Below are 12,906 nucleotides of genomic sequence, written 5' to 3'. Positions count from 1 at the left end.
TTCAGATTTCTGTGCTGCTTTTTCTGTTTCTCTTTATTTCGAGGATACCATCCAGTCTGCTGCAGGTGCAGATCCAGTCCCCCATTGCTTCGGCTTCTTCTAAATCATGCGTGACCAGAAGCATCGTTTTTTCTTTTCCTTTTCTGCGGATATAGTTCATCGTTTTCTTTTTCGTCCCCGCATCCAGTCCCCGGAACGGCTCATCCAAAAGGAGGAAATCTGCGTCCATGCGCATGGCCCGCAGAACCGCCACCCGCTGGCGCATGCCGCCCGACAGTTCCGATACAGCCTGGTTTTCACAGCCCGAAAGGCCGAGTTCCTCCATCTCCTCCACAAGATGACGGGAGCTTCTTTTTTCTTTTCCAAACATGCGATGCCTTACCGCGAGCTGGATATTGGCTGCAGCTGTCAGTTCTTCTGCCAGCCGCGGTTCCTGAAAAACCATACTTTTTCTTAAGGCTTCCAGTCCCCCGATTTTTCCGCCGTCCGCCTGCTCCAGGCCTGCCAGAATCCGCAGCAGGGTTGTCTTTCCCGCCCCGGAAGGAGCCATCAGACAGGTCACTGCTCCTTTTTTCAGTTCCATCGTAAGATTCGAAAAAATAACGTGTTCTCCATACGCTTTTTTCAGATGGCAGATTTCAATCGTATCTTCTCTCATTTCATCACCAGCATCCTTTTTTCTGCAAGATCCATTCCTTTTAAAACAGCTTTTTCGAGACAGAAGCTGACGTACACGATCGCTGCCGTCCAGGCAAAGAGTCCCGGTGTGTCGAGATATATTTTTGCCTGATACAGATGCTCTCCGATGGATCGGTTCGGAATGCCGATTACTTCTGCTGCCGTTCCGGCCTTCCAGCAAAGGCCGAGGGAAAGTGAACATCCCGTCCGGATATATGGGTACAGCTGCGGCAGGATCACCCAGCGCAGCCGCACCGGCCGCGGAACCTGAAAAACGTCTGTCATCTCCAAAAGCGCTGTGTCCAGTTCCCGCAGGCCGTTCCGCGTGTTTGTATACAGGATCGGAAATACCATCAGAAACGAAATCACAACCGAAAGATTCTTCGACGAAATCCAGATCAGGATCAGAATCACAAAAGAAGCGACCGGCACTGCTTTCACTGCTGCAACCAGCGGCGTCAAGAGTTCTTCTGCAATGGAAAACCGACCGGCAAGTGCAGCTCCTGCAATTCCCGCCGCCGCACCAAGAAGGAATCCGGCTCCGATGCGTGCTCCGGAAAACAGCAGGGACTGCCAGAAGACCGGTTCTGTTACAAGCGTAAAAAGGCGTTTCAAAACAGCGGCAGGAGATGCCAGAAGGATCTCCTGCCCGACAAAAACACTTGCCGCCTGCCAGATCATAAGCCAGAACACGATCGGCCAGAGCTTCTTTTTTCTCTGTTTCTCTTTTTTGTTTTTATTCGGAATAATAGAAGTCATCTCCTGGAAGTTCTCCTCCGACTGCCTCCGGGTTCTGGTCTTTGAGTACACCGAGATAACCGGAAAGCTTCTCTTTCATCTCATCACCGGTGATGCAGACAATGTTGCATGCCGGAAGCGCTTTCTTTGCGACTGCCTCCGGAACAATGTCATAATCCCCGATCAGTTTTGCCGCCTCATCAGTGTTTTCGGTTACGTAGGATACGGATGCCTGGTAAGCTTCCATGAAGTCTGCAACTGCTTCCGGATGCTCCTTGGCAAAGGCAGTGCGCACAACGGTAACACCTGTCACCAGTGTGCTCGCTGTTCCTTCGGACTCCTGGATTTTGTTCCATTCTTCGGTCAGGTCAAGTGCGGTGCGCAGCGTTTCTTTTTTCGTCTGTGCCGTCGTTACAAACGGCTGCGGCAGCATGGCGATTCCATCGGCATCTTCTGCAAGTGCTGCCACGCACTCGGCGTGTTCGCTCTTCCACTCGATCGTTACGTCCTCACCCGGTACGAGGCCGTTCTTTTCGAGGATATAATTCAAAGCATACTCCGGAGTTGCACCTTTGCCGCCCGCATAAATGGTTCTGCCTTTCAGATCCACAATAGAATGTACGGTATCGCCGTCCTCGACGATATAAAGGACACCGAGCGTATTGACTGCGAGCACCTGCACGCCGCCGTTTGTCTTGTTGTAGAGTACGCTTGCAAGGTTCGCCGGAACCGCGGCGATATCCACCTCTCCCTGTACCAGTTTTGCGCTGACCTCATCCGGGGCAGCGGCAAGTTCAAACGTGTCCGCAGGTGACTCTTTGCTGTCGTTATCGCTCATCATTTTTACCATTCCCATGCTGGTCGGTCCTTTTAATGCAAGCACATGGACCAGTGTCTCATCTTCTGTTTCCGATGCCGCTGTACTGCTCTCCGTCTTTGTCTCTGTCTGGCCGCATCCTGCAAACAGAAGTACCATTGCAAGAATCGCTGCCGCAAAGCCCATCTTTCTTTTCTTTTTCACTTTTGTCTCCACCTTGCTGTTCTTTTTAGTCTACCAGCTTGTCCAGTTCTTTTACATATTCTGTCTGGCTGGAAATCTTGTGTTTTGCCTGCGCCGCATATTTGTTGACTGCCGCCTGCGACTTTTTGATTGACTGCATCGTGCCGGCTCCTGCCACGCATCCGCCCGGACAGGCCATGCCTTCGAGAAGATAACCGTTGTACTTTCCGGCCTTTGCCATTGTCAGCAGTTTCCGGCATTCCTTCAGACCTTCTGCATTTGCCATCTTGATTTCGCGGTCCGGGTATTTTTCACGGATTACATTTTCCACAGATTTTGCAACGCCGCCGGAGACAGCAAAGTTTCTTCCGTCCACCGATGCATCGCTGACGCCGTCCGGATCTTCCTCAAGTGCACTCACATCTACCTGGCGCGCATCGAAAATGCCCGACATCTCTTCAAACGTCAGAACGAAGTCCACCTCACTGCGGACAGACCGGCGCATGGCCTCCAGTTTTTTCGCCGCACACGGTCCGACAAAGACAACCTTCGCATTCGGATTGTGTTTCTTGATCAGACGCGCCGTCAGCGTCATCGGGGTCAGTGCCATCGAGATACAGTTAGCGTAATCCGGGAACAGTTTCTTCGCCATTACAGACCAGGCCGGACAGCAGGATGTCGCCATAAACGGCAGTTTCTCCGGAACTTCGTTCACAAAATCCTCTGCCTCCTGTGCCGCACAGAGATCCGCTCCGATCGCAACTTCAAAGACATCCGCAAAGCCGAGCTTTTTCATCGCCGCACGCAGTTTTCCAGGCGTTACTTTCGGTCCGAACTGGCCGACAAACGCCGGTGCCAGCGCTGCATAGACGCGCTCTCCCGACTGGATCGCACGGATTACCTGGAAGATCTGGGATTTGTCCGAAATAGCGCCGAACGGGCAGTTGACGAGACACTGGCCGCAGGATACACATTTCTCGTAATCGATATCCGCTTTTCCGTTCTCATCTGAACCGATGGCATCCATTCCGCAGGCTCTCGCACACGGACGCTCCTGAATGATAATAGCCTGGTATCCGCATACCTTGGCACACTGACCACATTTGACGCATTTATCCTGATCAATATAGGATCGTCCATTGGTGCGGTCCAGCGTAATGGCCTTTTTCGGACAGACTTCCACGCACGGATGTGCAAGACATCCCTGACATCCCTCCGTGATCAGAACCCGTTTTTCATGACAGGCGTTGCATGCAAATTTGATGACATTAATGAGCGGCGGTGTATAATATGTCTCCGCCTGATCCGCCAGTTTGATATTGTCCGAGATCGGGGCGTGCTCTGCCGCGCTTCTGCACGGAAGTCCCATTGCAAGGCGAAGCCGCTCTCCTACAATCGCCCGCTCCAGAAACACATCATTTCTAAAATTTCCGACCTCACCGGGAATTACACGGTAAGGAATTTCCTCGATCGTCTTTTCCACCGGAGAGTCCACGTCATACGCCATTTTTGCAACTTCCGTAAAAATGGCATGGCGGATTTCCTGAATTCTTGTTTCTACTCCTCTCATTCTTTCTTCCTCCTGCTGTATTTTCCTCCGCATCTTTTCAGTTAAAATTATTCCGCTTTCTATTACTATACTTGATTTCGAAAGTATTGTCATCTTTTTCCCGTATTTTTGCTGAAAAATTTCGGTCTGCACAAAAAAGAACCTGCCGTCTCTGTATCATTTCACAGAAGTGACAGGTTTCTTATTTTTACCGCTCCCAGAGATCCGGGGCGAGTTCGTCTTTTTTCATACGCTGCATCAGTTCATCCACAGCCTGTTTCGGGTTTTTGTTTTCAAACAGAACCTGATTGACGGCCTGAATGATCGGAGTTTCGATTCCGAATTTTTTCGACAGGGTAAGACCCGCTTTTGCGGAATAGACGCCCTCGACGATCATCTGAACCTCATCCATCGCCTGCTGCATCGTTCTGCCCTGGCCGATCAGGTATCCGGCTTTCCGGTTCCGGCTGTGAACGGAAGCACACGTTACAATCAGGTCGCCGATACCGGAAAGACCGTAGAAGGTTTCCGCATGGGCACCCATCGCCGTGCCGAGCCGTGCAATTTCCGCGATCCCGCGGGTAATCAGAGCCGCTTTCGTATTGTCGCCGTAGCCAAGACCATCCGCCGTTCCGGCTGCCAGTGCGATGACATTTTTCAGAGCTCCGCCAAGTTCAATTCCCGTGATGTCCGGGCTTGTGTAAACGCGGAAGACCGGACTCATGAACACATTCTGCACATACAGTGCGCTCTCGCGGTCATGCGCGCCGACAACGATCGTGGTCGGCAGGCCGCGGCCGACTTCCTCTGCGTGGCTCGGTCCGGAGAGAACAACGACATTCGCTCCCGGCACTTCCTCCTCGATGATCTGAGACATCGTCATCAGGGTATCGGCTTCCACGCCTTTTGCCACATTGACGATGAGCTGGCCGTCCGGAATATCCGCCGCATACTTTTTACATGTGGTTCGCACGTACGGGGATGCTTTTGCCATTACAAGGATGTCCTGTCCTGAAAGGGAGCCGCGCACATCGCAGGTGAATTTCATTTCATCCGGCAGTCTGACGCCCGGAAGCTTCGTCAGATGCTCTCTGTGTTCCTTTAAGCTCTTAATTTCCTTTTCATTTTCCGAGCAGATCGTCACGTCATGCCCGTTGTTGCAGAGCAGGAGGCCGAGGGCGGTTCCCCAGCTTCCTGCTCCGATGATGCTAATCTTTGCCATATTTTATTTCTCCGACTTTTTGGATAAATACGTTTTCCGCTCTGTTCCCGCGATGAGACGCTTGATGTTTGCACGGTGCTCCCAGAAGGCAAGCACGGCAAGAAGTGCGATCACCACGTACATCTCATAAAGATACGGCGGTTCCAGCGCAAAGCAGCCCGCCTGTCCCATGATAACGGCCATTGCAAAAAAGACAACGTAAACCATCATGGAACCGAGGGAAACATAGTGTGTTACTGCAAGATTCAGGAAAAACAGCGCTGCACAGACCAGCGTGATTCTCCAGTCAAACGAGATAATCAGACCCGCGGTCGCAGCGATTCCTTTTCCGCCGCGGAAGCCTAAGTAAAACGGGAAGTTGTGGCCGAGAATCGTTCCGGCCGCAGCATACACCGTCAGCAATTTCAGCATTTCCGGGTGCGATGCACCGAAGATCAGGCGTACCGTCAGGACCGCCAGAATGCATTTGATGCAGTCGCCGGCAAGCGTGATGGCGCCTGCTTTTTTCCCTAAAGTCCGGAGCGCGTTGGTCGTTCCTGCGTTTCCGCTGCCGTGTTCCCGGATATCGATTCCCTTCGTTTTTCCATAAAGATATGAGGTCTGAAAAAGGCCAAATGCGTATCCGATCAAAAGGCATATGATCCGTACCATAACTCTTTACTGCTCCTTCTCTTTTCGTTCTCTGATGATGAATTTCAGCGGTGTGCCGCGGAAGCCGAACGACTCTCTGATTTTATTCTCCAGATATCGAACATAGGAGAAATGCATCAGTTCTTTGTCGTTGACGAAAATAACAAATGTCGGCGGTTTGACCGAAACCTGTGTCATGTAGTAGATTTTCAGTCGTTTTCCACGGTCTGACGGCGGCTGCTGCATTGCCATTGCCTCGGTCAGAATCTCGTTCAGGACACCGGTCTGTACGCGCAGGTTCTGGTACTGCAGAACCATGTCGATCGTCTCGAACAGCTTCGGAAGACGCTGTCCTGTCTTCGCAGAGATGAACAAAAGCTCTGCGTACGGCATGTAAGCCAATGTATTTCTTACTTTTTCGGTAAAGCGGTAGATCGTCTTGTCATCTTTTTCCAAGGCATCCCATTTATTTACCGCAATGATCATACCTTTTCCACGCTCATGGGCGATACCGGCAATTTTGGCATCCTGCTCGGTGACGCCCTCGGTTGCATCGATCAGAAGAACAACGACATCTGCGCGCTCTACGGCAGATACGGTACGGATGATGCTGTACCGCTCCAGCTCCTCTTTGATCTTGTTTTTCTTTCGAAGACCTGCGGTATCGATGAAAATATATTCATTTCCATTGTGCATGATCGTGGTATCGATCGCATCGCGCGTCGTTCCGGCGATGTCGGATACGATGACACGGTTCGAGCCCAGCAGTTTGTTGACCAGGGAGGATTTTCCGACGTTCGGTTTTCCAACAATGGCGATGCGCGGAATCTCGCTCTCCTCCTCGTTTTCCATCTCCGGTTCAAAGTATCCTGTCACCTCATCGAGCATATCGCCGATGCCGAGCTTTCCGGATGCGGAAATGGCGTGCGGCTCTCCGATGCCGAGGTTATAGAATTCATAAACATCCATCATCTGACGGTCGAAGTTGTCGACTTTGTTGACCACCAGCACAACCGGCTTGCGGCTTCTTCTGAGCATATCAGCTACTTTTGCATCGGCATCTACAAGGCCCTGACGGACGTCAGTGATGAAGATGATGACATTTGCGGTATCAATGGCGATCTGCGCCTGGTCTCTCATCTGGGAGAGAATGATATCTTTGGATTCCGGCTCAATACCGCCGGTGTCTACCAGCGTAAATTTGTGGTTCAGCCACTCCACGTCGGCATAAATACGGTCACGGGTTACACCCGGTGTGTCTTTTACAATCGAAATATTGTCTCCGGCTAATACATTAAACAGGGTGGATTTACCCACGTTCGGCCGGCCCACAATTGCTACAATCGGCTTGCTCATACATTGTTCTCCTTCTGTGTATCGTCTCCTGGTTTTCCTCCACAACGGCTTTCACCAGGTCGCTGCCCGGCTCATCGATAATCTGTACCGGTGTTTTCAGGCGCTCTTCCACCTCTTCCACCGTCACATCGTCGAGAAAGACGTTTTTTCCCGAACGGAGCATGTTGCACGGAAGCAGCAGGCAGTCGCCAAGATCTCTTCCCTCTAACTGCTCCATCAGATCCTTTCCGGTAATCAGACCGGATACGGTAATGGATTCTCCAAAGAAATAGTTGATAATCGTGACAACCTCCGCCTGTACATTCGGATATTTTTCACGAATTTTCTGCATGTGTTTTTCCAACGACGGCGCCGCAGCTTTTCCGGTCGCAATCGTTACATGGCGGTGACGGTCGTCCCCTTCTCGTTTCGAAAGTTCTTCCGCAACCTCGTCTTCCAGAAGCCGGAGCATTCCCACTCCGTTTTCCAGCTGGATATAGCCATCGTAATTTTCCTCCTCCGGGATCGGCTCTCCCGCCAGCAGATACCATTCATCACCAGCATGGATAAAGTGAAGTCCCCACTGTTCATACAGCTTTTTCTGCCATTTGTGAATCGTGGCAAGAACTTCTTTTGCATCCTCCCTGGTAAACGGTTCCAGAGGCGCCAGTCCGTCGCGGTACTTCGAAAGTCCGACCGGGACAACCGAAACACTTTTCAGATGCGGCAGATATTTTGACAGATCCGAAATACTGCGCTCCAGCTCTGCGCCGTCGTTGTATCCCTTGCAGAGCACAATCTGTCCATTCATCTCGATTCCCGCCTCGTAAAGGCGCTGGACCTTCGGAAAGATATTGCCCGCAAAACGGTTGTGCAGCATTTTGCAGCGGAGCTCCGGGTTCGTTGTCTGGAACGAAATATTGATCGGTGCCAGATGGTAGCGGATAATCCGGTCGATATCGTGGTCGCTCATGTTGGTCAGTGTAATATAGTTTCCCTGCAGGAAGGACAGACGCGAATCGTCATCCTTAAAATACAAGGTGGGACGCATTCCCGGCGGCATCTGATCGATGAAGCAGAAAATGCAGTTGTTGCTGCAGGAACGGTACTGATCCATGAACTCGTTCTCGAATGTGATGCCGATTTCCTCGTCGTACTCTTTTTCAATCTCCAGATCCCATTCTTCCCCGTTTTTCTTCCGGATCGTGAGTTCCAGATAGGAGTCGTTGGTCTGGAAATGGTAATCAAAAACGTCCTCGATTTCTTCCCCGTTGACACGAAGCAGTTCGTCTCCCGGTTCCAGTTCAAGCTCTTCGGCAATACTGCCCGGTTCTATTTTCTTTATGATGTGTTTCGTTTTGTTTTTCACAGATATTACGTTATGGCCTTTCCTTTTCCTTCATTTTCTGTCCGAAAGGCAGCAGAACTCTGCATAGCCAGCGGACATTCATTCATTATAATAACAACAACCTGCACAAAAAGCAAGGATTCTTTCGTTTTTTGCTTGACGCGCCCTTTGTTTCGATGATATAAATAGGAAGAAAAAGCTTTGTAAAATATGTCGATTACTGGAGGTTTGTATGGCTAATTTAGATTTACTTGAAAATTCCATTCCGGTCGCCCCGTTAAAGCTCGCAGCTCTGCCGGGCAGTATGGAAATGGCAAAAAAAGTCGATTCGTATCTGGTTCAGTTCCGTAAAGAGCTCGCCGAGCGCCGCAACGGGGTTTCCTTTTCCGGATATTCCGAGGATTCTTTTCTGATTGACTGCGAGTGCCCGCGTTTCGGTTCCGGCGAAGCAAAAGGAAAGATCAACGAATCCGTCCGCGGTGCCGATCTTTACATCCTGGTTGATGTCTGCAACTACAGCATCACCTACAAGGTCTGCGGCTACGAGAACCACATGTCACCGGATGACCATTATCAGGATCTGAAACGTATCATCGCTGCTGCAACGGGAAAAGCACACCGGATCAACGTAATCATGCCTTTCATTTATGAAGGAAGACAGCATAAGCGCACCAAACGTGAGTCTCTCGACTGCGCACTTGCTCTGCAGGAGCTGATGAACATGGGTGTTTCCAACTTTATCACCTTCGACGCACACGATCCTCGTGTCATGAACGCAATTCCGCTCGGCGGCTTTGACAACTTCATGCCAACCTACCAGTTTTTAAAAGCCCTTCTTCGTTCCGTTCCGGATCTGACGATCGACAACGATCATCTGATGATCATCAGCCCGGACGAGGGAGCGATGGCGCGTGCCGTATACTTCTCCAACGTGCTCGGCGTCGATATGGGTATGTTCTATAAGAGAAGAGATTACTCCACCATCGTAAACGGAAAAAACCCGATCGTGGCACATGAGTTCCTCGGCGATTCCGTAGCAGGAAAAGATGTTGTCATCATCGACGATATGATCTCCTCCGGTGAGAGTATGCTTGACGTTGCAAAACAGGTCAAAGAGCGCGGCGCTGACCACGTCTTTGTCTGCACCACCTTCGGCCTCTTCACCGATGGTCTGGAGAAATTCGATGCTTACTATGAGAAAGGCTATATCAGCAAAGTCATCACCACCGACCTGACCTACCGTACACCGGAACTCGTTTCCCGTCCTTGGTATGAGCCGGCTGAGATGAGCAAATATATGGCAAGCATTATCGATACGCTTAACCACGACGTATCCGTTGCAAAAGTACAGTCTACGACAGAGAAAATCAATAAGCTGCTGGCAAAACACAGATAATCGATTTTGTGTCCGCCGGATGCATACAGCAAAAAAACGGATCTGTTTTTTCCAGGTCCGTTTTTTGATGCTTTCTATTCTGTTTTCGATCCTGTTTTCAGACCAGGGAAAGGAATGCCGCGAGGTTTCCTCTTTTTCCCTTCGATGCACGGTGGGAATACAGGAAATCCGGGTTGCAGCAGGTGCAGAGGTTCGGCAGATGAATCTGCTTCTCCGGCACTCCTGCCGCAAGAAGGATCTGATGATTCGCCTCCCAGAGATTTAACTGGTATTTTCCATCTGGTTTTCCGTAGAACAGTTTCTCATGCAGTGTTTCCGGGAATGCTGCCCGGAACTCTTCGATCACGTCACCGCTCACCTCGTAGCAGTCCTGGCAGATCGACGGGCCGACGGCTGCGATCACATCTTTTGCTTCTGTTCCAAACCGTTCGTGCATCGCATCGAGCGTTGCCTGTCCCATCTTGTGGACCGTTCCACGCCAGCCGGAATGTGAAAGTCCAATTGCACGGTGCACCGGGTCGACAAAGTAGAGCGGCACGCAGTCCGCATAGAATGTCGCAAGTACGACGCCCGGCTCGTCAGTGATCATACCGTCAATATCATGAAAATCGCGGTCTCTTGTCACGCCGCTGCCGCAGTCTGCTTTCGTCACATAACGGACCTTCGTCGTGTGTGCCTGATCGGAGGTAACAATGTTTTCCACTTCAAACCCCGCCGCCTCACAGAATCTTCTGTAATTCTCCCGCACATTCGCCGGATCGTCGCCGCGCGAAAAGCTGAGATTCATGCTGGAAAGATGTTCCTTACTCACCCCGCCGATCCGTGTGGAAAATGCATGGCGGATGCCCTCAATTTTCTCAATCGCCGGCCAGGTCAGATAGACCACGCCGTTTTCCGCCTCGTTGACATGCATCGTTTTTTTATCGTTTTGTTTCCATTGAATTGGTATCATAAAAACTCCCTTCCTACCAGCCGCTCCCCTGATAATAAAACGCGTTCGCATAGACGCGGATCTCCTCCGGTGTCTCTGCCACGACGTCGAAGCGGCAGGGCACATCCATCGGGATCTGGTGGAGCATGCGGTAGTAATCTGCTGTTTTTGAAATTTTCTTCTGTTTCTTTCCATCCACGGCGCTTGTCGGGTCTCCGGCTGTCCGGCCGGTGCGGTATTTTACTTCGATAAAAATGTATGTGTCGTCCTGTTTTGCGATCAGGTCGATCTCACCGAAGCGGCACCGGAAATTCCGCACCAGGATGTGATATCCCAGGCTTTCCAGATATTCTGCCGCACGGCTCTCCTGTCTCGTTCCTACTTCCCGCTGATTCAAATGCGATACCCTCTCCTTTTTTTGATGCGGTGCCTTTACACGAAATGGCCGATAAACGACTGCCGGTGGATCGGTGACGGGCCGATTTCTTTTAAAGCAGCGATATGCTCTGCCGAACCGTAGCCCTTGTTCGATGCAAAACCGTAGCCCGGAAGCACCTTGTCGTACTCTTCCATCAGGCGGTCCCTTGTCACCTTCGCAACAATACTTGCCGCCGCAATCGAAACACTCTTGGCATCTCCCTTGATGATCGGCACCTGGCGGATGTCCACCTGCGGGATTTTCACCGCATCGTTTAAGAGCACATCCGGCTTCACGGAAAGCTTGCTGATCGCCTCCCGCATCGCCTCGTACGTTGCCTGTAAAATATTGATCTCGTCGATCCGCGCCGGGGAGGCATAGCCGATGCCGACGGCCACTGCCTCGCGCATGATCACATCGTACAGCTCGTCGCGTTTTTTGGCCGTCAGCTGCTTGGAATCGTTCAGATACAGGATTTTACTGTTGCGTGGCAGAATGACCGCACCTGCGACCACAGGGCCCGCCAGAGGGCCTCTTCCGACCTCGTCGATGCCGCAGATCCAGCCAAGATCCTCATATTTGTGCTCGTAGATCTTCATCTGTTCCGTGCGCTCGCGCTCTTTTTTTAAGGCCTCTTCCTGTTTCTGGTATTTTTGAATCAGATTTTGTACGCCGGCACGGGAATCCTCTTCATATTCCAGATAAAGGGCGGGCAGCTCCGTCTCCGAAGCTGCCGCAAAAATTTCCCGTATGGCGGATATCGATTGTTTTTTCTCTGTCATCGTTGTTCTCCGCATTTTTTATTTTGATAAATCCATTTATTCCGGTTTTTCCAGCGTGATTCTGCCGAGCTTTCCGCTCCGGAAATCATCCATCAGAAGCCGTGCTGCTTTTTCGTAATCGAGCTCATTTCCCTTTTTCAGGCAGCCGCGCACACGCGCAATCTCACCCAGGATTTCCACACGATCCGTCATGCCTTCAAAGCCAAAGCGTTTCTCCAGCGTTCCCGGGTATTCTGCCGTCAGATAATCGATGACGGACAGCGCCAGCTCCTCCACGTTCAGGATCTCATCGTTGATGGAACCGATCATCGCAAGATGCAGTCCCACCTGCTGGTCCTCAAACTTCGGCCACAGGATACCAGGTGTGTCCAGAAGCTCCAGCTGTTTGCTCAGACGGATCCATTGTTTTCCCTTCGTGACGCCCGGTTTGTTTCCGGTCTTCGCACAGGCTCTGCCCGCATACGCATTGATAAATGTCGATTTTCCGACGTTCGGAATCCCGACAACCATCGCGCGGACCGGACGGTTCAGGATGCCGCGTTTGCGGTCGCGCTCGATTTTCTCTTTGCAGGCCTCCTGTACGGCGCTGTTGATCGCTTTCATGCCGGCTCCGGAACGGGAATTGACCTTCACAACAGAATATCCCTTTCCCTTGAAATATTCCATCCAGGCATCGTTTCCGCGCTCATCGGCAAGGTCCGATTTGTTCAGCAGGATCAGCCGTGCTTTGTTCTTTCCAAGTTCATCTATATCCGGGTTGCGGCTCGCTGCAGGAACTCTCGCATCGACCAGCTCAATCATCAGGTCGATGAGCTTTAAGTCTTCCTGCATCTGTCTGCGGGCCTTCGTCATATGACCCGGGTACCACTGATAATTCAT

Annotated in this window: 13 protein-coding genes; 1 reads left to right on the top strand and 12 read right to left on the bottom strand. The window is 51.3% G+C overall.

Annotated features, from left to right (window positions below; translation table 11 throughout):
* Position 1 precedes the first annotated feature (1 nt).
* The 8 genes from DW915_RS01080 to DW915_RS01045 all read right to left on the bottom strand — a co-directional run bounded on the left by DW915_RS01080 (position 2) and on the right by DW915_RS01045 (position 8,521).
* A complete protein-coding gene (locus DW915_RS01080) occupies positions 2-658 on the bottom strand; it encodes an ATP-binding cassette domain-containing protein (RefSeq protein ID WP_118741410.1) in 657 nt (218 codons plus the stop codon).
* On the bottom strand, positions 655-1,437 hold the full coding sequence (locus DW915_RS01075; RefSeq protein ID WP_118741409.1) for an ABC transporter permease: 783 nt from the start codon (positions 1,435-1,437) through the stop codon (positions 655-657). The genes DW915_RS01080 and DW915_RS01075 overlap by 4 nt, the downstream gene beginning before the upstream one ends.
* Positions 1,415-2,437: an ABC transporter substrate-binding protein gene (locus DW915_RS01070; RefSeq protein WP_243033768.1), complete on the bottom strand. Its 1,023-nt coding sequence runs from the start codon at positions 2,435-2,437 to the stop codon at positions 1,415-1,417. Before DW915_RS01070 ends, DW915_RS01075 begins: the two co-directional genes overlap by 23 nt.
* Positions 2,438-2,462: 25 nt before the next feature.
* Positions 2,463-3,986 (bottom strand): 4Fe-4S dicluster domain-containing protein, encoded by a 1,524-nt coding sequence (locus DW915_RS01065; protein WP_022461521.1) that lies wholly within the window; start codon positions 3,984-3,986, stop codon positions 2,463-2,465.
* Positions 3,987-4,173: 187 nt separating this feature from the next.
* Entirely contained in the window at positions 4,174-5,187 is a 1,014-nt protein-coding gene (locus tag DW915_RS01060) for an NAD(P)H-dependent glycerol-3-phosphate dehydrogenase (protein WP_118659137.1), read from the bottom strand.
* A 3-nt stretch (positions 5,188-5,190) separates the two neighbouring features.
* Positions 5,191-5,838 carry a glycerol-3-phosphate 1-O-acyltransferase PlsY gene (plsY, locus tag DW915_RS01055; RefSeq protein ID WP_118741408.1) on the bottom strand — a complete coding sequence of 216 codons (648 nt, stop codon included), beginning with the start codon at positions 5,836-5,838 and terminating at the stop codon, positions 5,191-5,193.
* Between the two features lie 6 nt (positions 5,839-5,844).
* The gene (gene der, locus DW915_RS01050) at positions 5,845-7,173 is read right to left on the bottom strand and encodes a ribosome biogenesis GTPase Der (RefSeq protein ID WP_117812871.1); all 1,329 of its coding nucleotides are present in this window, start codon (positions 7,171-7,173) and stop codon (positions 5,845-5,847) included.
* Positions 7,127-8,521, bottom strand: coding sequence for a DUF512 domain-containing protein (locus DW915_RS01045; protein ID WP_055226462.1), 1,395 nt, complete (start codon positions 8,519-8,521; stop codon positions 7,127-7,129). The genes der and DW915_RS01045 overlap by 47 nt, the downstream gene beginning before the upstream one ends.
* Before the next feature lie 211 nt (positions 8,522-8,732).
* On the opposite strand from DW915_RS01045, the gene DW915_RS01040 reads away from it, so the two are divergent.
* Complete coding sequence (locus DW915_RS01040; RefSeq protein WP_022461516.1) at positions 8,733-9,896, top strand: ribose-phosphate pyrophosphokinase; 1,164 nt, start codon at positions 8,733-8,735, stop codon at positions 9,894-9,896.
* Between the two features lie 97 nt (positions 9,897-9,993).
* Here the strand turns inward: DW915_RS01040 and pgeF are convergent, their stop codons facing one another.
* The 4 genes from pgeF to ylqF are packed head-to-tail and all read right to left on the bottom strand — an operon-like array spanning position 9,994 to position 12,906.
* Positions 9,994-10,848, bottom strand: a complete 855-nt coding sequence (pgeF, locus tag DW915_RS01035) for a peptidoglycan editing factor PgeF (protein WP_055226466.1) — start codon at positions 10,846-10,848, stop codon at positions 9,994-9,996.
* 13 nt (positions 10,849-10,861) lie between these two features.
* On the bottom strand, positions 10,862-11,224 hold the full coding sequence (locus DW915_RS01030; RefSeq protein WP_022461514.1) for a YraN family protein: 363 nt from the start codon (positions 11,222-11,224) through the stop codon (positions 10,862-10,864).
* 35 nt (positions 11,225-11,259) lie between these two features.
* Positions 11,260-12,027 carry a ribonuclease HII gene (locus DW915_RS01025; protein WP_118741407.1) on the bottom strand — a complete coding sequence of 256 codons (768 nt, stop codon included), beginning with the start codon at positions 12,025-12,027 and terminating at the stop codon, positions 11,260-11,262.
* Between the two features lie 36 nt (positions 12,028-12,063).
* Entirely contained in the window at positions 12,064-12,906 is an 843-nt protein-coding gene (gene ylqF, locus DW915_RS01020) for a ribosome biogenesis GTPase YlqF (protein ID WP_055226467.1), read from the bottom strand.

This window comes from Blautia sp. AM42-2, assembly GCF_003480245.1.
Classification (GTDB): domain Bacteria; phylum Bacillota; class Clostridia; order Lachnospirales; family Lachnospiraceae; genus Fusicatenibacter; species Fusicatenibacter saccharivorans.
Note: the sequence above shows the minus strand (reverse complement) of the source record. Positions and strands in the feature narration are given on the sequence as shown.